Raw genomic sequence first — 19,482 nt, forward strand, 5'->3', positions numbered from 1 at the left:
TCACCGAAGTAGCCAGGATCTCGCCATTCGGCCTTGAAGGTACCCAGGAACAGTCGGAAAATGCTGGGGGGTTCACGAGATGGGTCGCCGTGCGGCGCCGAAGCCGCGCGAAGATTGTTTCCCGATCACTGGAGATCGTTTCCCGGCAGTCGGCAGGTTTCGCTCATCGTGGCGGTAACCCGAAACGTACTTCTTTCCAGGCCCTGGACTTCGCTGCTGGGGCCTCGAGACCGCCGGCAGCGGAGCTGCGTCACCCCGCAGACAAGGGCAGTCGCCTTGGGGGAGGAGTGTCATGGGGTTACGCCAGCAACTGGACCGCGAGTACGAGCAGCTCCGGGCGGCGCAGATCGATCGCGCGCGGAGCAGCCCGACGCCCGCCCAGTGGCAGTCTCTGGTGGACAGGTACCGCGGCGCGTCACGGGACCACCCAGATGTCGACGCCACCCGCGGCCTGGCCCGGGCGCTGTGGCGGTTGTCCATGACGCTGCACGCGGCAGGGGACCCGACCGGCGCACTGGGGCCCGGTCGGCAGGGAGTGGCCGAGTTCGACACCGCGTTCAGAAGGACGCTGGACTGGAACGCCGACGAGCAGTCACCTGCCGTCGACGCGGTACTGGCGGAGCTGCTCGTGGCCCGATGCGACCTCGCCGAAGCCGCCGCCGCGGCGGGGAAACCCGTTGAACGCATCCGTATCCTCGAGGGCGCACGCGAGATCGGCACCAGCATCACCGCGGGCCCACGCTCGCTACGCGCACTGGGGACGGTCTACCACAATCTGTCCATCGCGGAGTTGCACCGTCTGATGGAGAGCACTCGCCAAGGGAGCTTCGACGTCGATCTGAGGGCTCCCGCGCTGTCTGCGTCGCGTGCGGTTGAGACTCGGCTGAAGGCGGTCACACCGGCCGAGCCGTTGAGCATCTGGGAACTCGCCAACACCTACATCCAGTACCTGCGGTGCCTGGGCATAGCCGAGGAACCCGAAGTTGCGGTGAGGGTGACCGAGCAGGCAGCGAAGCTCGTCGCGCTGCACTCCAAAGGGCCGCTCGCTGACCTCCGCCCCCAACTCACCGCCGCGGTGGCCATGCTGTGCATCGCGTACCCGACGCACGCCCGCAGGTTAGGCAGGGCACTCAGGTCCGCTCGGCCGCGCCGACCCTGGCGCCGGCGCGGGATCTGAGACCCATGAAGGAGGGGACGGCGGTGGTCGCGCTCCGGCTCGAAGCCCAGGACGTCGTGGGGCCGAACCGTTGGCGCTGGGCGCTGACCGGGCCTGGCGGCCGAGCACTCGCCGGCCACGACGTGCGGCTGGATCCGAACAGCCCGCAGTACGAGGCGTCCCTGGATCTCCCGCGATATCTCCGGCGCCATGCCGCACCGGACCTGCTCAGGATACGAGAGGCAGAGATCGTCCGCGACGCGGGCAGGTGGCTTCGCGAGGAGGTCCTGGGACCGGTCGCGGACGCGTTGTGTGCGGCAGCTCCGGCCGTCGTCCAGGTCGTGGTGCCCGCGGATGCGCCAGGCCTGCAGAACTGGCCCCTTGAGCTCGCGTGGGTGGGGGGACGGCCCCTCGCTCTGCGACACGTGACGCTGGTGTGGCAGCACGTCCATGAGGCGGTACGTCCCGTCGATGAGCCGATGCCGCGAGGCCGGCGACCAGTGCGGATTCTTGCGCTGTTCAGCCTGCCGGAGGACAGCAGGGCGCTGAATCTGCGCCGCGAACGGCAGACGCTCCACCGGCGCTTCGCCGAGGCTGCCCGGACGGGGCGTGGGATCGAGTTCCACGGTCTGCAGTACGGCGTGACCCGCGACCGGCTCCGGTCCGTGCTGGCGCGGCCCGAGGGCTGGGACCTGATCCACATCTCCGGACATGGGACACCGGGTGAACTGCTGCTGGAGACGGAGTCGGGGCGGACCGACCGGGTCTCGGCGAGCGATCTGGCGGAACTGCTCGGGACGGCGCGCGGCGTCAGCCTCGTGACGCTGTCGGCGTGCTGGTCGGCCTCGGGAGCGGTACGTGAGCAGCACAGACTCCTCGAGCTGCCCGACCAGGGCGATCCGGCGAGTGACACGGTGCAGGCGGCCCACCCGGTCGGCGCGATCGCGAGCACGGTTGTCGACCGGCTGGGGTGCGCGGTGCTGGCGATGCGGTATCCGGTGATCGACGACTTTGCGATCGACCTGGCAGAGCAGCTCTATCCGCGGCTGATCCTCCACGGGCAGCCATTGCCGGAGGCCCTGGCCCGCACGCTCGTGGAACTCGCGAGGGAGCGGCGGGGCGGTGTGCCTGAAGCGCTGCAATCAGCGACGCCGGTGCTCTTCGGTACGCGAGCGGCTGAACTTGTGATGCCCGCCCCGCACATCGCGAAGCCGTCCGGTCGCAGCGAGGCACCACCAGACGCACTGTCCACGGCACCGGGGGCGTTTACCCGGACGCCGCCCGTGCCGGAGCGGTTCGTCGGCCGTGTCGCCCTGATGGCACGGGCAGGCGCGGCACTGGCACGGCGCGGTGGGTATCGCGGTGTGCTGCTGCGGGGGATGCCCGGTGTGGGCAAGACCTCGTGTGCCGCGGAGCTGGCGGACACCCACGGACACGACTTCGAGAAGGTTGTCTGGTTCCAGGCCACGCGCGCATCGGCACTGGAGCCGGCCCCCGACAGCACCCTCGCGGAACTGGCCCTGGCCATGGAGCAGGCTGTGCCCGAGTTGCGCTGCGTCGACCTCCTGGCGGACGCCGACCGCTTCGGGGAACTGCTCGCCCGGCTCGCCACCTGCATGGACCGTCGCCGGCTCCTGCTCGTCATCGACGGTATCGATCCGCTGCTTGACGGCGACAACGGCTGGCGGGACCAGCGGTGGGGGCGGCTGCTGGACGCCCTGGCCGGGCCAGGGGGAGCCGGACGGCTGATCGTGACCGGTCGCAGGTCCCCGCGCGCCCTTCCACCAGGTCTGCTCATCGAACCCGTTGGTCTGCTCTCCCGCGACGAGAGCACACTGCTGACCCGGGAGCTGCCGCACTTCGCCAGCCTGCTGAACAGCGGGCCGTCCGGTAAGGCCGGAGCCGCACCCCGACTCGCCCGGAAACTCCTGGAAGACGCGCAGGGACACCCTCAGTTGCTGGAGCTGGCCGACGGCCTGTGCGGCGAGCCTGGCCGGCTCACCTCGCCGGCGGCCGACGGACGGGCACTGGAGAGTGCCGGAGGCAATGACCAGTTGCGGCACGTGATGCGCGCCTGGACCGGCGCCATCGTCCACGACCTGTTGCCGGAGCACCGCAATCTGTTCTCCTTCCTGTGCTGCCTGGAGCCCACCGACCGTACGCATCCGACCGTGGAGCAGAACTGGCCGGAGCTGCGCGCGCAACTCCGCCATGGCGAGGCACCACCGGACGCAGGCCTGCGGGCGCTGGCGGAGCGCGGTCTGCTGACGCCGCGCCGCTCCTCGACGTTCTACGACATCCAGGCTGAGCTCGCCGCCACGGGTCGCGACCTGGCCGGCGGCAGCTTTCGCGCCGTGATCGACAAGCGGCTGGCCGCGTACTGGGTCACGGTGTTCCGGATGGCGTGGCAACGAGAGGGAACCGACACGGAACGGGCGCACCTGGCCGGTCCACTGATCGCACGAGCCGGGCTGTCCGCCGCGCCCTATCTGGCGCGCCAGAACGAGTTGCTGACGGCCGAGGTACTTCTCGAGGCGGTGCTCCGCGGGGACCCGTCGCGGTCCACCATCGCCCTGGTGAACCCGCTGCTGCGTCAGCTTGCCAGCCTACGGGCCACGTCCGGCGGCCAGCCCCTCTCCGGGGCTCTCGACCTGGTGCTCGAAGTACTCAGACCCGAGGAGGCGGCGAAGCAGGCCCGCATCAAACTGGAGAAGGCGCGTTCCGAGGCGGACTGCTCGGGGGCGGCCGCTGCCGCGGGCAGCCTGCTCCGATTGTGTGTGCGGACGGGTCGCCTGAAGGAAGCCCTCGAACTCGCCGATGTCCAGATTGACTGTGCACGGCAGGCGGGGCTCGGTCCGTGGGCGCGTCTTCACAGCGAGGTCCAGCGGGTTCATGTGCTGGCTGAGTCGCAGCACGCGGAGCAGGCGCTGACCGAGGCGGCCGAACTGCTCCGCCGGATCGAGCCGGTACCGCGAGAGCGAGCCGAACAGGACGGCGTGTCCTGGTGGGAGGTGTGGGAGGAACTTCACGAGTCCGCCCAGCGGGCAGCCATTCGTACGGGTCGCTGGCAGCAGGCACTCAACCACAACGCCGAGTTGTGCCGTACGAAGGAGGCGCGCGGCGCCCCGGCTGCCGAGCTCGCACAGGCGCGCTTCCCCACCTACATGCCACTGGCACAGCTCGGGCGGACCGACGAGGCGCTCGCCCTGCTGGATGAATGCAGGGTGCGCCTCTCTGGCTCTGACAGTCTGCTACTCGGCGAGGTGCTCGGCGCCCTGGGCAACGTCGAGCACCTGCGGGGGCACGGCGACATCGCCATCGCCCGTGCACAGGACTCCCTCCGCCACGCCTACCTGGCGGGCAACGCCTCCTTCATCGCGATCGGGCACGCGAATCTGGGCAGTTATCTGCACGAGCACGCCAGGGACGGCGCGCAAGCGGCGGCCCATCACCTGGCCGCTGCGCTGTTGGGCCGGCTGACCAGCAGCATCGCCACCAGTGCCGTGCAGGCTCTCGCGGACGACCTGCACGAGTTCGGACAGGCAGCCGAGCCGCCCACCGCCCCAGAGGGGCTGTCCGAGCTGGCCGGCCAGGTCCCCGGCGTGCGGCTCGACGGCCTCCTGCGGCAGTTGGCACCCCACCCGACCCAACTGCGCGACACTTTGACGAACCTGGTGGTCGAAGCACGCCGGCTGGCAGACCGTTTCGCCAAGCGGGGCATCAGGGAAGCAGTGTGGGCCGTGATCTGGGATCCGGTGGTCGCCGCCCTCGTCGCGGCCGCCCGCGGCAACACGGCGGCCTACATACAGTTCCGGAAGCGCCTCATCGTTCTGGAGAACTTCGACCCGCAGTTCGCGGAGCTGCCCGCGGTGCTGCGCCGGATCTACGACGGTGAGCGGGGGCCGCACCTCCTCGCTGGGCTCGGCCCGCTCGACGCCTCCGTCGCCATGCGGGCCCAGGACGCCCTGGTGGATCCAGCGAGTACAGACACTGATCTGTGGCCGGCGATGCCTCTCGGCCTGGCGCTCGGCAACATCGTCGCCACCGCCACCGGGCATACGGAGACGGCTGTCGCGAGCCGGGAAGCGTTGGCTGGCTACGCCGGCGACCCCGTCCTCGCGCCCATGGCCTCGGTCCTGAACGACATCGTCGCCGGCAGCCGCGACAGCGGTCTGCTGACGCGACTGAACGACGCGACGCAGCGCGCCGTGGTGCGCATGGTGTTGCACCACATCGGCAACGTCGAAGAGACCAACGCGTAGTGTTTCTACGAGTGTTGTCGGCACGAACCGGAACAACGCCCGACAAGGAGGACGCAGCAGCCATGGAGGAAAGGCCGCAGATCAACGCCGTGCGGCAGCGTGAGAACGGCGACCTGGAGCGCTTCAACGGTGATGTCTGGGAGCCGTATCTCGACATCGAGTCAGACCCAAGTGACTGGCCTCTGGGGGTGACCCGGGACGACGATCGGCGATGACGACCGCGGCGCCCGACGACAACGGCACAGGTCCGCCGTTCGACGCACTGCCCTCACCGCTGGAAGCCGTTCCTGATCTGCGGGCCGCGGCGCGCTGGATGCTCGCTGCCTTCGGAGCAGTCGGCGCCACTTTGATCGGCGGCGGCCCTCTCGTCGCCGTCGGCCGGATACACGGCGTCGCGGAGGCATTGTGCGCGGGCGTTTCACTGCTCGTCGCCCTGACGGGGGTGAGTGTAGCCATCTGGCAGGTGAGCCGGGTGTTGGAACCGCAGATCACCACGCCCGCCACGCTTGACACACCGGCTCTTCGAAGCCTGCGCGAGATGATCGACAGGGCCCCGGCTGACTTCTTCGGCACTGCCGCCACCAGCGTGAACGACCTGCTGAGCCATCGGGCCGTCGCCGTGAACATCTATCGCGCCATGCTCTCCGAGAGCGATCCCCGGCGACGCGAGGTGTGGCGCCGCCACCTGGAGCGCGCCCGAGCCAACGTCGCTCGCGCTGCCCCCCTCGAGCGCTGGCTGCTTTCCATGGCGCACGTGTGGCAGATCCAGGTGGCACTGCACAGGGCTCGACGCTGGTGTCTGGCGGGAGTCGCGCTCGTCACGGTCGGCTCGGTGGGGTTCCTCGTCATCACCGGAAACAGTTGACTGGCCTCTGCCGCACCCCCGCGCCGGGCGCCCGTGGGCGGCCTGAGCACCCCTGACTGGACGCCTACCGACCCGAGCGAGCGTCGCGCCCTTGCTGCCCAGCGCCGAGGTCGCTCGCGAGGATCGCTGGCGATCGCTCCCGTCACCGAGTTCCTGGCGGGCCGGTACGGCCGGTGGGCCTGCGAACGGAACGAGTCTGCCGGCGAGGGAACCGCGCGCTGACCGCTCTCGACTTCGCCGACCCCGAGCAGGGCACACCGCTACGCGGGCGCAGTTCGAACGCTGTCTGCCCGAGAGATCCCAACCGGATCTGCCCCGTCCGTCCCCTCACGTGCTGCCCGGACCTACCTCGACATCCTCTTCTTCCCCCGTTCGAAGACGGCCCGCCCGCACGGCCATGCTGGCGTTGGCCTTCGTCTGGCGCGGGAAGGCGTCCTCCTCGACCATGTTCACCCACCGCAGACCACCCGCTGGGCCGCTCCCATCCGCGTAGTCTCGGTCGTCGCCCTGCCCTGTTGAAGATCGTTCCGCGTTTCGACCGGGCGGCTGGCCCTCGGGCCAGCCCGGTGAGTCAGTACCGCAGGGGGTGAGGCCCAGGGTGACGAGGGAGCTGAGGTCACGCCTTGGGTTCGGTGTCGTAGGCGTACACACGGCTGGGGTCGAGGTGCAGTTCATGGGGCCCGAGACAGTCCGCGGCAAGGGTTGCCACGAGGGTTCCACAGGCGCACGCCATGTTGCGGCCTCCTGTTCCCAACGGCCCGCAGCATCCGCGATGTATGCCCAGCTCGCCGGCCAGACGGAGGCTCGGCACGTCGTTCGGATGCACGATCACCAAGTTCCTGGGGCCAGTGGAGACCGCTCCGTCCAGCTCGGGCGGCACAAGAAGAGCCCGATTCCCGGCTGCATCAGGTTCGACGTCGTGCGCCGACGGTCGCACAAAGGGGGCGCCCCATGGTTTCGGGTCGATGGCGTAGGACCCCATGGGCACGGTCGACGGTGCCAACCGGGTTTTGTGGTCGCGGTCCGTGTCGGCTACGCGGGCGTCAGGGACCTCTGGTAGCTCCTGAAGGTCGCGGGTCAGCTGAGCGCCGCACTTCGCACATCACGCCAGCGCTACTCCAGGACACGACGTTCACCTGCGCCACCCTACGAATCCCCTGACCACCTGCCCCCAACTCAACCAGTACGGACTCGCGCCTGCTGTCAGAGGTCGCTTCTATCGTGCGGGAAACAGTGCTGGAAACCGCGAGCATGCCACCACGTACTGACACCGGTCTGGGGCCGTGCCTGTCAGAGGGCACCGGCTACCGTGCTGGCGTGTCGAACTCATACACGACGTTGTGGACCAACGACTTGTGCCGAGAGCTTGAGCGGTCCGGCTATGCCGGTCGACGGCTGACGATGCTGTTCGGGGGGCCGCACCAGTCGCTGCCGAGCTTCCAGCGCGCGGGGGTGCAGCCTGGCGACCACATCTACCCCGTGCGAGCCAACCGCACCCGTCTCCATGTGCTGGGGGTGCTGGAGGTAGCTCGCATCGTCCCCTACGAGGACGCCGGCTCGGCGCTTCCCGATGATGACTACGTGAAGTTGCTGGACTGGCGCCCGCTCAAGACCGGGTGTGTCACCGAAGTGCTCATCGGGCCGCCAGGTGCCCCGCTCAGGTTCGACACGGTCGTCCCCGGGGGCCTCCTGGAGCGGCTGACGTACACATCCCGCCGGGGCGAGCGACTGCTCAAGCACGTCGAGGATGGGCGCCTGATCCGTGCAACGAGCCTCCAGGGCATCTACCGCCTCGCCGCCGACTCGGCCGAAGAGCTTGACCAGCTGATTCGCCAAGACGCCCCGAACGGAGGGGGCGATGAAGTTTGATGAGATCAACGCGTCCTTCTGGAGCGGAGATACCTACGGTGTCCAGCCTGCCTTGACCCAAGCAACCGTCACCGACGCGGATCAAGTCCCCGGGCTTCGACTCCCCGAATCACTGCTCGACCTTCTGCGTGTGCAAAACGGCGGCGGCGTAAAGGCCGACCGGGACGCCTTTCCGACCAGTCAGCCAACTTCGTGGAGCGAGGACCACATCCCGTTGCCCGAGTTGATGGGGATCGGCACTCGCGGACACGGCTTGTCGCTGCTGGACACTCCGTACCTGGTGGAGGAGTGGGGACTGCCGTCTCCAGTCGTGCTGCTGTCTGGTGACGGTCATTACTGAATTGGTCTCCACTACCAGCCCTGCGGCGCGTTGGGGGACCCGTCGGTGACCTGGTTCAACACCGACTCCGGCGTAGAACTGCCGCTCGCGGCAGACCTCCGGGCTTTCGTGAAGGGCATTCAGCCTCACAGCCGGTTCGAGTGAGCGGCCGTAGAGACGGTCGAACGCTCGGTTTTGGCATCTGCGACGGGAACGAAAGAACACGTCCGTGCAGTCCTGCCAGTGCTTGGCAGTGAGGCCCGGCTGTCTTCAGTCGGCATGTTCCGACTCTACGGTGTGAATGAGTGTTGCCCGCGGCTGGAGCGCGAACGCAAGGCGATCACATGCGGTCACTTGGGGGCATCTGCGGTCACCCTCTGCGATCTTGCTAGGGCGAACCCTATGTTCGGCTGGGGCTTGGAGTGCCATCGTGGCCCTGGGGTCGGCAAGTGAAGGTAGGCCGGTATGGCGCCACTGTTTAAGCGTCTGGATCAGGAAGAGGTAATCGTTCGCGGCGAGTTGGCCGCGCTGCGCGAGAAGGTCGCGGTGGCCGAGGAGCGGCTGGCTCACCTGACGATCACACGGGAAACGCTGTTGTCCCTGGTCGGCGAGGAGTACACCGACCAAGACGACGACGCCATGCAAGAGCCACCAGAGGCCCCCGCAGACGAACCAGTGGCGAATGACCCTGCCCCCGATTCCCAGCCTGCTGATGCAGAAGTACGTTCAGCAGGTCCGCGTCTGCCGGCCCGTTGGATTGGGAAGAGGCGCGTGAGCAGATGCTGGTGCTGCTGGCGGGGGCTGGTCGGGCGATGAAGGTGCAGGACATCGCCGCGGCGATCGGTGAGGACGCCTCGGACACATCGAAGGGTCGGCGGGTGGAGACCACTCGATCCCGGCTGAAGCGGCTGGTGAAGGAGGGCCGCGTGGTGGAGGGCCCGACAGCCTGGTTCGCGATCGCTCCGGCCAATGCCAGTGAACAGCAGCAGGGGGATGCTCGGGAGTGAACCGGGGCCGCGAGCGTGCGGCGTTTCAGGTGGCACCGCCGAGGGACTACCAATCGACTCGGCGGTGCACCAGATCCTCGCACCGCGACCTGTTCCCGTCGATCTCACCGACCGGCGGGCCGCCGCCGCACACACCGCGGCCAAACCGACCGTGCCCATCCCGCAGGCCGAACGCCTGCGACCGCTGCCCAAGAAGGAGCTGCCGCGGATCTGCCGGAAACCGACGAACACGGTCCGGCCCGGGGACCTGGGCAAGAGCGACAAGTTCCGCCAGGACCGGCACTACCTCCACCCCAGCTGGCAGGACGCCTACCGGCCCGAACGGGCCAACATCGAGGGAGCGAACGGGAGGCTCAAGAGCCACGGCATCAACATCGCCGACCCCAGCAAGCGGCTCGCCCACGGCCGCGTCGCGCAGACCATCCTCCTCGCCTTGATGGTCTGCAGCGCCAACCTGCAGATGCTGTTCACCTGGGACCAGACCGTCGGCACCACAGCAAACGAGGATCCTGCCGATGTGATCGCGGCGCCCTCGAAAACGGCTCCGGGTTCCCTCGCCGCGAACGGGCTCTCCACACCCCAGCCGCCAACGATGGTCCACACGAGCACGTAACGCCCCAGCACGTCACGACGAGCTCAAGCACGCCCAGCAGCAGCTCCGACGCCTCTCACGCACCCGAACCACCCCGCACCCCAGGCAGATCCTCCGCCGGGCAATCGTCCTGAGCCCCGTCCGCGTTCGGACGCCACCTCGAACACACCCCACAAACGCCGAGATCCCGCCCAGCCTCTCGGCTGAACGGGATCTCGTGACGATTCTCGAGAGCTACTCGAGAACTGTCCAAAGGTGGACCTGAGGGGATTTGAACCCCTGACCCCCTCGATGCGAACGAGGTGCGCTACCGGGCTGCGCTACAGGCCCAACGGGAAGAAAGACTAGCACCCCGGGCAGGGTGCTCGTTAATCGTATTCGCTGGGGCGCGCGGGCCTGTAGCCCCCCTCGTTCCGGCGGTCACTCGTTGGCGGCGCGGGGGCGGTCCTCGTCGGCGTACTGGTCGAACAGCGGGGTCCGGCCCCGCTCGCGGGCGCGGCGGGCCAGGTCGGGGCGGGGGCGCCGGGGGGTCGCGGGCGGCGCCGACGGGGTGGGCTGGGCGGCGGTGCCCGGGGCGCCGGGTTGCTGCGCGGACGGGGACGCGGGGTGGGACGCCTGGGGGTCCCGGGCGGGGGCGTCGGTGGCGCGGCCGGAGCTCCAGGTGCCTGGGGCGCTGAGGTCGACGTTCCCCGTGCTGCGGGGGGCGACCGGGGCGGTGACGTAGGTGGGCAGCGGCACCGGGACCGGCTCCCAGCCGTCCTGGTCGGCGGTGGTGCGCTGGCCGTCCACCCACTCGGCGTGGTCGGTCTCCTCGACCACGGCACGGCGGGCCTCCTGCTCCGCCGCCGTGGGGTGCTTCTGCTCCGCGGGGGCCGGCCGTTCCGCCTGGTTGTACGGCGGGTGCGGGGGGTGCGTCGAGCGGGAGGGGGAGGCGGCGGGAGGGGGTGACGCGGCCGGGGGGGCGGCCCGCCGCGGGGCCCGGTCGCGCAGGCGTCGGGCGGCCTCGGCGGCGGCCCGCTGGTCGAGCCTTATCGCGTAACGGCGTCGCTCCTGGCGGCGCAGGTAGGCGATGTAGGCGGTGAGCAGCACCCCGGGGACGGCGGGCAGCCACAGCAGCTTCAGGCCGACGATGGCGGCGGCGACGGCCCCCGCGGTGAAGGTCAGGAAGAGCACCACGGTGGTCCTGCGGCGACGGGCCAGGACCCGGTCGCGGCGGGTGCCGCCGGCGTACCCGGGCTGTGGTTGCCTGGCGCGCACCGGTACGGCCAGGTCCCGCACGTCGACCTGGCCGTCGGGGTGTGCGGCGTCGGCCGTGGCCGGCTCGTTGGCCGGGGGGCCCGCCGGGCTCGGGTCGTCGGGGTCGGAGGCGGCGTCCGAGTGGGGCGCGGCGTCCTCGGCGTCGGGGAGGTCGCTGGGGTTCCGGGCGTAACGGCGCTCCATGGCCGCCCGCCCCGACAGGAGGCGGATGGCTGTGCTGAAGCGTTCCGTCGGACGTGCTTCGTTGAGTTCGTCCTGCCTACGGAGCCACATCGGCACCAGGTAGGCAGCCCAGGCCCCCACGATGACTGCGTAGATGAGGCCGCTGCTGCTCACGCCTCACACCGTAGGGGCCCTGACGATGGGCCAACAGCGATTTCACACGGTGTGTCGCACGATCTGGCTGATACATCGAGCTTTTTTTGCGACTGGTGCGATGGTCCGCTCAAGAATGGGCCAGAAGGGGCAGTCTTCGAAAGAATTCGAACGCTCATCTTATTTATGTGAGGTGTTGGCCTGCCGCCACCGGCTGAGCAGCCCCTCCGGTACGTCCTCAACGGTCAGGGCGTACGCGAGGTGGTCCCGCCAGCCCCCGTCGATGTGCAGGTACCGGGGCCGCAGCCCCTCCTCGCGGAAGCCCAGCTTCTCCACCACCCGGCGGCTGGGCAGGTTCTCCGGGCGGATGCAGACCTCGATCCGGTGCAGCCCCAGGGTGCTGAAGCAGTGGTCCACCGTCAGGGCCACCGCCGTGGGCATCACCCCGCGGCCGGCGACCGCCTGGTCCACCCAGTAGCCGATGTGTGCGGAGCACATCGACCCCCAGGTGATCCCCGCCACGGTGAGCTGACCGACCAGTCTGCCCTCGTAGGTCACCACGAACGGCAGCATGCGCCCTGCCGCCGCCTCGGTCCGCAGGTGGCGCACCATCTGCCGGTACGTGGGGCGCAACGCCTGACCACCGGAGTGCGGAGGAACGGTGGCCTCCCACGGGCGCAGCCAGTCCCGGTTCCGCTGGTTCACCTCTCGCCAGGCGCGCTGGTCGCGCACCCTGATGGGGCGGAGGGCGACCACGCCCTCCGCCAGTTCCACCGGCCAGGAGGCGTTCAGCTCGGTCTCCCCGGACTCATCGACTCGGGGTGGTCACCGCCGTGTACCTGGTCCACGGCGTGCGGCAGCAGCGGCGCCAGGACGGCGAGTCCGTCCTTGACCCCGCCGGTGGACCCCGGGAGGTTGACCACCACGGTGGCCCCAGCCACTCCGGCGACACCCCGGGAGAGCACCGCGGTCACCACCTTGGCCCGACCGGCGGCCCGGATCGCCTCGGCGATCCCGGGGATCTCGAAGTCCACCACCCGACGGGTCATCTCCGGGGTGCGGTCGGTCGGTGAGATGCCGGTGCCGCCGGTGGTGAGGACGACGTCGTAACCCGCCGCGACCGCCTCACGCAGCACCGCCTCCACCGGCTCCCCGTCCGGCACCACCCGGGGACCGTCGACCGCGAAACCCATCGAGGCCAGGCCGGCCACCAGCAGTGGGCCTCCCCGGTCCTCGTAGACCCCGGCGGAGGCACGGTTGGAGACGGTCACGGCCAGGGCACGCGGCGCGGTCACCGCCCGGCCCCCTCACTGGCGTCCGGGACCGGGGCGCCGGGGACTCCGAGGGCCTCGGGGTCCTCCAGGCCCTCGGGGGTCCGGGCGGTGTCGGAACCCGGTCCGGCCTCCCCGGCGGACTGGGGGGAAGGGGCCGTGGAGGCGCTCCGGGGAGCCACGGCGTCGGCCCTGCGGTACTCGCCCGATCTGCCGCCGGTCTTCTCGTCCACCCGGACGGCCTCGATCACCGCGGCCCTGTCCACCGCCTTGACCATGTCCACCACCGTGAGGGCGGCCACGGTGACGGCGGTCAACGCCTCCATCTCCACGCCGGTGCGGTCCGTGGTGCGCACCGTGGAGGTGATCTCCACCGCCGTGTCGGTGACCGCGAGGTCCACCGTCACCCCGGAGAGCGCCAGCGGGTGGCAGAGGGGGACCAGGTCCGGGGTGCGCTTGGCGCCCATGATGCCGGCGATCCGGGCGACCGCCAGGGCGTCGCCCTTGGGAACGCCCTCGCCGCGCAGCAACTCCACCACGCGGGGTGAGACGCGGACCCGGCCGGAGGCGCGTGCGGTGCGCACGGTCGCCTCCTTCTCCGAGACGTCCACCATCCGGGCCGCGCCCGTCGCGTCGATATGGGTCAGGTACTCGTCCTTGCCCGTGCTCATCGCTCTCCCGTGGGCCGTGTCAGCGCAAGTACGGTACTCCCGTGCCTCGGCCCGGACCGCGCGGGTACGGAGTCGGAACCCGATCGTGGTGTTCTCGCACGGCGGCGCGGCCGGACCGGACTCAGTCCAGCGGGATGACCTGGACCTCGGCCCCCGCGTCCAGCGAGGTCGTCTTCTCGGGCACCACCAGCAGTGCGTTGGCCCTGGCCAGCGCGGCGACGAGGTGGGAGCCTGCGCCTCCCACCAGGGTGACCTCTGCTTGCTCCGGCCGGTACCGGGCCCGCAGGAACTGGCGCTTGCCCTCCGGCGAGGACGCCACCTCCCCAGCGAGCCGGGCGGTGACGACCGGCCGGCGCACCGGGCTGACGCCCATCAGGGCGCGGATCGCCGGGCGGACGAACAGCTCGAACGACACGTAGGCGCTCACCGGGTTCCCCGGGAGGGCGCACAGCGGCGTGCCGTCCGGACCGATGCGCCCGAAGCCCTGGGGCTTGCCCGGCTGCATGGCCAGCCGGCGGAAGTCCACCGTGCCCAGTTCGGCGAAGACCTCCTTGACCACGTCGTAGGCGCCCACGCTGACCCCGCCGCTCGTGACGATCAGGTCGGCGCGGACGAGCTGGTCGGAGATGGTGTCCAGCAGCGTGTCCGGGTCGTCCGGCACGGCCCCCACCCGGAAGGCGACGGCGCCGGCGTCCCTGGCCGCGGCGGTGAGGGCGAAGCTGTTGGAGTCGTTGATCTGTCCGGGCCCGGGCGTCTGCCCCGGTTGGACGAGCTCGCTTCCGGTGGAGATCACCACCACCCGCGGACGCGGCCGGACCCTGACCGTGCTCCGGCCGATCGCCGCGAGCAGGGCTATCTGCGGCGGGCCGAGCACCGTGCCGGCCGCCAGGGCGGGCTCCCCCGGGGAGGCGTCGCTGCCGCGCCGCCTGATGTGCGCGCCCTGCGGGACCTGGCGGAAGATCCGCAGCTCCCCGGCCGCGCCCTCGGGGGCTGCCCGGTACGCCGGCATGCCGTTGACCGGGCCGCTGCCGGTGCCCCCGTCGGTCCACTCCACCGGGGCGACCGCCTCGGCACCCGGCGGAACCGGTGCACCGGTCATGATCCGCACGCACTGACCGGGAGCCACCCGAACCGTCTCGGCGGTGCCGGCGGCGATGTCGCCGACGACCTCCAGCACGGCGGGGAACTGCCAGCTCGCTCCTTCGGTGTCGGCCGTGCGCACGGCATAGCCGTCCATGGAGCTGTTGTCGAACGGCGGCAGCGGGGTGCTCACGGGAACGTCGTCCACCAGGACGCAGCCCTGGGCGTCGAGGATGTTCAGCTCCAAGGGCTCCAGTGGGGTCAACGCCCCCAGGATGTCCTCAATGTGCTCGTCCACCGACCAGATCCGGTCCCGCGTGGCACCCTGCTGGCTCACGTCATCTCCTCCGCGACGAACGTCCGCAGCCAGGACCGGAAGTCCGGTCCCAGGTCCTCACGTTCGCACGCCAGACGGACAATGGCACGCAGGTAGTCACCGCGGTCCCCGGTGTCGTAACGGCGGCCGGTGAACAGCACGCCGTGCACCGGGCCGCCCTGGTCCGTGCGCTGGGCGAGCATCCGCAGCGCGTCGGTGAGCTGGATCTCCCCGCCCCGGCCGGGCTGGGTCTGCTTGATCTCGCCGAACACGCCCGGGTCCAGGACGTAACGGCCGATCACCGCGTAGTTGCTGGGCGCCTCCCCGGGGCCGGGCTTCTCCACGAGGTCGGTGACCCGCACCACGCCGTCCTCCTCGGTGGCCCGCACCGCGGCACAGCCGTACAGGTGGATCTGCGAGGGGTCCACCTCGATGAGTGCGATCACGCTCCCCCCGAGCCGTTCCTGCACCTCGATCATGCGGGTGAGCAGCGGGTCCCTGGGGTCGATCAGGTCGTCGCCGAGGAGCACCGCGAACGGCTGGTCCCCGACGTGCGGCTCGGCGCACAGCACCGCGTGGCCAAGGCCCCTGGGGTCGCCCTGGCGAACATAGTGTATGGCGGCGAGGTCGCTGGACTCCTGGACCCGGGCGAGCTTGCTCTCGTCCCCCTTGCGGGCGAGCTGCTCCTCGAGCTCGTAGTTGCGGTCGAAGTGGTCCTCCAGCGGACGCTTGTTCCGGCCGGTGACCATCAGGACGTCGGGCAGTCCTGCGGCCACCGCCTCCTCGACCACGTACTGGATGGCGGGTTTGTCGACGACCGGAAGCATCTCCTTCGGCGTGGCCTTGGTCGCGGGGAGGAAACGCGTACCGAGGCCGGCCGCGGGAACGACGGCCTTGCTGATGCGGGAGCGAAAGAGGGTCATGCCCGGCACACTAACGGGTGTTTCTGTGCATCCGCTGTAAACAACGCGATCAATCCGATATGGAGGCATAAGCGAGCGATGAGGGCAGGATCCGATGAGCGTTCCGGCGGAACGTCAGACGGTAGTAAGGCCGCCTTGCGGCGCGCCGTACTGGATGCGAGGAGCGGGCGGACGCCGGATGAACGGCAGGAGGCGGAGCGCGCGCTGCTGACCCATGCCCTGGGGCTGCCGGAACTGGTCAGGGCCCGGACGGTGGCCGGGTACGCCGCGATCGGCACCGAGCCGGGCACCCGGTCCCTGCTCGAAGCGCTGCGGGTGCGCGGGGCCCGGGTGCTGCTGCCGGTGCTGCGGGCGGACCACGACCTGGACTGGGCGGAGTACGCGGGGGCGGACGGCCTGCGGCGGACCCCGCACGGCCTGCTGGAACCGGCCGGTCCGGGGCTCGGGGTGGACGCGGTCACCGAGGCCGACGCGGTGCTGCTCCCGGGGCTCGCGGTGGACCGGCGCGGGGTGCGCCTGGGGCGCGGCGGCGGGTCCTACGACCGGGCGCTGGCCCGTCTGGACCGGGCGGGGCGGCGGGTCCCGCTGCTGCTCCTGCTCTACCCGGACGAGATCGTGGACCACGTTCCGGCGGAGCGGCACGACCGTCCGGTGACGGCTGTGGTGACGCCGCGGGGGGTCACCCGTTTCCCGTCCGCGGCCGGTGGCTGACCGGCCCTGAGCGGTGGGTGGCCGGCCCTGAGCGGTGGGTGGCCCCTGGGGGCGCCGTTCCCCGGCTCGCGGCGGGCGCGGTGGGCGTGCCCGTGGTGTCCCGGCCGGGGCTAGGCCCTCGCTGCCCCGGCCGGTCGTGGCTCAGCGGACGAGCACCAGGGAGTCCACCGTGGCGTCGTCCACGGCCTTCTTGGTGAAGGCCCAGGGCAGCAGCTCTCCGCGTTGCCACAGGGCCGTCTGGTCGTTGTAGTGGGCGTGGTAGGCGTGGCCCGAGGCCCCGGTGAGGTTGATCCAGCGGGACTTGTCGAAGTCGTCGAGGTTCACCACCATGCGCATCGACGGGACCCACACCACGTCGTAGCCGCCCGCCGCGTTCCAGCCGGTCGCGTCCACCGCGGCCTCTCCCCCACCGAGCTGGTAGGGCCCGCGGTTGAACAGCCACTTGACCACGCCGGGGGCGTCGGTGCCCAACGTCTGGTTCCGTAGCTGGAGCTTGTGGAGCCGGCCCCAGCTCCAGGTGGAGATGTCCTTGCCCAGTTTGGCGGTCATCTCCCAGCGGGCGTCCCGCATGGCCCGCCGCAGCACGTCGTCCCGCGTGGTCTTCTCGTCGTCGGACTCCTTGGCGGTGTTCCACCAGGGGTTCTTTTCCTGGGGCAGGATCTTGCGGACCACCTCGGACCAGCGGTCCCCGCCATCGGGCTGGGCCACGTCGGGGTCGCGCTCGCCGCACTCGCGGACGAGTCGTGGTTCGTCGTCGAGGTCGTCCACCGGTCCCGCGCCCTTCACCGGGGGCACGTTGAGGCACTCGCCCTCGGGGCGTACCTCCTTCGGCATCCGCTGGCCGAAGGTGATCTGGAGCAGGTTGCGCCACACCGCGTTGAAGTAGGCGGCTGCCGCGGAGTCGGAGTCCTGCTGGTAGTCCCAGTCCCGCAGCAGGTCCTGGGCGTCGCGCACGTAGTCGCTCTTGATCTTGATGTCCAGCAGGTACGGGACCAGCAACTTGGCGATCTCACTGCTGTTGTCGAGCTGCATGGACTGCATGTCGTCCATGGAGATCTTGCCGCCGCCCTTGAGCTTGCCCTGGATCATCTTGTTGATCCGCTGGCTGCGGGTGCCGTAGCCCCAGTCGGAGGTGAGCAGGTACGGGTAGTCCTTGTCCACCACCGCCTGGTTGGCGGTGACGATGTAGCCGCGTTCCGGGTTGTACTCGTACGGCATGGCGTCGAACGGGATGGTGCCCTGCCAGTCCGCCTCCGGGTCCCAGCCGGGCGCGGGGTAGCGCCCGTCCAGGTCCTTGCCGCGTACCGGCACCTCGCCGGGGGCCTGGTAGCCGATGTTGCCCTCCCGGTCGGCGTAGATCATGTTCTGCGAGGGGACGGCGAAGCCGCGGGCGGCCTTGCGGAAGGACTCCCAGTCGGTCGCCCGGTTGAGTGCGAACACCGCGTCCATGGTCTTGGACGGTTTGAGGGCGGTCCACTTCAACGAGACGGCGTAGCCGTCCTTGCGGTCCGGGGCCGCGTCGGGGGCGGGGGCGTCCTGGCCGACCTGGGCGAGTTCGTCCTCGCGGTCGGAGACCACGGGGCCGTGGACGGTGGACCGGATGGTGATCGTCCGGTCCTTGCCGTCGGCGACCACGATCTTCTCCCGGCGGGTGGTGAACCTGCGGTTGTCCTCGCCGTAGACGTAGGTGTCGCCCTCGACCTTCTCCAGGTACAGGTCAGTGACGTCGGCTCCGAGGTTGGTGAACCCCCAGGCGATCTCACCGTTGTGGCCGATGACCACGCCGGGCAGCCCGGCGAAGGTGAACCCGGCGACGTCGAAGTCGCAGTCGTCGTCCAAGTCCCGGCAGTGCAGGCCCATCTGGTACCACACCGAGGGTATCGACGGGGCCAGGTGCGGGTCGTTGGCCAGCAGCGGCTTCCCCGTGGTGGTGTGCTCACCGGCGACCACCCAGGAGTTGGAGCCGATGCCGCTGCCCGAGGGGCCGAGCATCGACGGCAGTTCCTCCAGCTTGTCGGCGACGGTCGCCAGTTCCGCCCTCGCCGTCATCGAGGAGTACCCCGACCCGTCGTCGCCCTCTCCGTCCTCGGGGTCGTACTCCGGGTCGAACTCCTCGGTGGAGGGGTCGACCCCGCCCTCGGAGACGATCGGCTCGTTCCGCGCGTACGGGTAGGCCGGGTAGAGCTGGTTGATCTGCTTCAGGTTCAGCCGGGTGGTCATCAGCGAGCGGTCGATCTCGTCCTGCATGTTGCGGCGCAGGTCCCAGGCCATCGCCTTGAGCCAGGCCACGGAGTCCACCGGTGTCCAACGCTCCGGTCGGTAGTCGTTGGTCAGCCCGAGGACCGCGTACTCCAGTGACAGTTCGGAACCGCTGCGTCCGCTCAGGTACGCGTTGACACCCTTGGTGTAGGCCTCGAGGTACCGCTTGGTCTCGTCGGAGAGCTTGGTGTCGTACTCCTGCTGCGCCACGCGCTGCCAGCCCAGGGTGCGCAGCAGCGCGTCGTTCTCCACCTGCCCGTCGCCGAACATCTCCGAGAGCCGGCCCGCGGTGATGTGCCGCCGGACGTCCATCTCCCAGAAGCGGTCCTGCGCCTGGACGAAGCCCTGCGCCATGAACAGGTCCTCGTTGGTGTCGGCGTAGATCTGCGGGACGCCCTTGCCGTCCCGCTTGACGTCGACCGGCGCGGACAGGCCCGGGAGCTCCAACTGGCCCGTGGTCTGCGGGAAGGAGGCCCGCACGGTGCGCACGCTCCAGAAGCTCCCGCCGGCCACGCCGACGACCAGCAGGACGGCCAACCCGATCAGAATGAGCCGGGAGCGTCGGAACTTCTTCTTGGCGGGCATCGCTGTCCTTCGAGGTCCTTCACG

At 70.2% G+C, this 19,482-nt stretch carries 15 protein-coding genes, 1 tRNA gene and 1 pseudogene; 9 read left to right on the forward strand and 8 right to left on the reverse strand.

The features are described from left to right. Positions 1–292 precede the first annotated feature (292 nt). From A3IG_RS0116045 to A3IG_RS0116080, 8 genes are all read left to right on the forward strand, one after another. Positions 293–1,177, forward strand: coding sequence for a hypothetical protein (locus A3IG_RS0116045; RefSeq protein WP_018384595.1), 885 nt, complete (start codon positions 293–295; stop codon positions 1,175–1,177). A 5-nt stretch (positions 1,178–1,182) separates the two neighbouring features. Further along, a complete protein-coding gene (locus A3IG_RS0116050; RefSeq protein WP_026220314.1) occupies positions 1,183–5,418 on the forward strand; it encodes a CHAT domain-containing protein in 4,236 nt (1,411 codons plus the stop codon). A 62-nt stretch (positions 5,419–5,480) separates the two neighbouring features. Continuing rightward, on the forward strand, positions 5,481–5,633 hold the full coding sequence (locus tag A3IG_RS34285; RefSeq protein ID WP_018384597.1) for a hypothetical protein: 153 nt from the start codon (positions 5,481–5,483) through the stop codon (positions 5,631–5,633). Beyond that, positions 5,630–6,283 (forward strand): hypothetical protein, encoded by a 654-nt coding sequence (locus A3IG_RS0116060; protein WP_040911644.1) that lies wholly within the window; start codon positions 5,630–5,632, stop codon positions 6,281–6,283. The genes A3IG_RS34285 and A3IG_RS0116060 overlap by 4 nt, the downstream gene beginning before the upstream one ends. Positions 6,284–7,600: 1,317 nt before the next feature. Continuing rightward, positions 7,601–8,152 carry a hypothetical protein gene (locus A3IG_RS29965; RefSeq protein ID WP_051087520.1) on the forward strand — a complete coding sequence of 184 codons (552 nt, stop codon included), beginning with the start codon at positions 7,601–7,603 and terminating at the stop codon, positions 8,150–8,152. After that, complete coding sequence (locus A3IG_RS29970) at positions 8,142–8,492, forward strand: SMI1/KNR4 family protein (RefSeq protein ID WP_018384601.1); 351 nt, start codon at positions 8,142–8,144, stop codon at positions 8,490–8,492. Before A3IG_RS29965 ends, A3IG_RS29970 begins: the two co-directional genes overlap by 11 nt. A 758-nt stretch (positions 8,493–9,250) precedes the next feature. Beyond that, positions 9,251–9,478, forward strand: a complete 228-nt coding sequence (locus tag A3IG_RS0116075) for a hypothetical protein (RefSeq protein ID WP_018384602.1) — start codon at positions 9,251–9,253, stop codon at positions 9,476–9,478. A gap of 64 nt (positions 9,479–9,542) precedes the next feature. Then, entirely contained in the window at positions 9,543–10,091 is a 549-nt protein-coding gene (locus tag A3IG_RS0116080; RefSeq protein ID WP_018384603.1) for a hypothetical protein, read from the forward strand. Between the two features lie 235 nt (positions 10,092–10,326). Here A3IG_RS0116080 and A3IG_RS0116085 read toward each other — a convergent pair. The 7 genes and pseudogenes from A3IG_RS0116085 to galU all read right to left on the reverse strand — a co-directional run bounded on the left by A3IG_RS0116085 (position 10,327) and on the right by galU (position 15,903). After that, a tRNA-Ala gene (locus A3IG_RS0116085) sits at positions 10,327–10,400 on the reverse strand. Positions 10,401–10,490: 90 nt separating this feature from the next. Further along, positions 10,491–11,663: a divisome protein SepX/GlpR gene (gene sepX, locus A3IG_RS0116090; protein ID WP_018384604.1), complete on the reverse strand. Its 1,173-nt coding sequence runs from the start codon at positions 11,661–11,663 to the stop codon at positions 10,491–10,493. A gap of 159 nt (positions 11,664–11,822) precedes the next feature. Continuing rightward, positions 11,823–12,434: a GNAT family N-acetyltransferase gene (locus A3IG_RS0116095; RefSeq protein ID WP_078500568.1), complete on the reverse strand. Its 612-nt coding sequence runs from the start codon at positions 12,432–12,434 to the stop codon at positions 11,823–11,825. Then, positions 12,431–12,937 (reverse strand): MogA/MoaB family molybdenum cofactor biosynthesis protein, encoded by a 507-nt coding sequence (locus A3IG_RS0116100; protein ID WP_018384606.1) that lies wholly within the window; start codon positions 12,935–12,937, stop codon positions 12,431–12,433. The genes A3IG_RS0116095 and A3IG_RS0116100 overlap by 4 nt, the downstream gene beginning before the upstream one ends. 167 nt (positions 12,938–13,104) lie before the next feature. Beyond that, a pseudogene (gene moaC, locus A3IG_RS29975) lies at positions 13,105–13,584 on the reverse strand (cyclic pyranopterin monophosphate synthase MoaC); the annotation flags it as partial. A gap of 121 nt (positions 13,585–13,705) precedes the next feature. Continuing rightward, complete coding sequence (glp, locus tag A3IG_RS0116110; RefSeq protein WP_018384608.1) at positions 13,706–15,001, reverse strand: molybdotransferase-like divisome protein Glp; 1,296 nt, start codon at positions 14,999–15,001, stop codon at positions 13,706–13,708. After that, complete coding sequence (galU, locus tag A3IG_RS0116115; protein ID WP_018384609.1) at positions 14,998–15,903, reverse strand: UTP--glucose-1-phosphate uridylyltransferase GalU; 906 nt, start codon at positions 15,901–15,903, stop codon at positions 14,998–15,000. Before galU ends, glp begins: the two co-directional genes overlap by 4 nt. Positions 15,904–16,038: 135 nt before the next feature. Between galU and A3IG_RS0116120 the strand changes: the two genes are divergently transcribed. Beyond that, a complete protein-coding gene (locus A3IG_RS0116120) occupies positions 16,039–16,614 on the forward strand; it encodes a 5-formyltetrahydrofolate cyclo-ligase (RefSeq protein ID WP_018384610.1) in 576 nt (191 codons plus the stop codon). Positions 16,615–16,755: 141 nt separating this feature from the next. On the opposite strand, the gene A3IG_RS0116125 is transcribed toward A3IG_RS0116120, so the two are convergent. Next, complete coding sequence (locus A3IG_RS0116125; protein WP_018384611.1) at positions 16,756–19,458, reverse strand: penicillin acylase family protein; 2,703 nt, start codon at positions 19,456–19,458, stop codon at positions 16,756–16,758. Positions 19,459–19,482: the final 24 nt, after the last annotated feature.

It is taken from the genome of Wenjunlia vitaminophila DSM 41686 (assembly GCF_000380165.1).
Lineage (GTDB): Bacteria > Actinomycetota > Actinomycetes > Streptomycetales > Streptomycetaceae > Wenjunlia > Wenjunlia vitaminophila.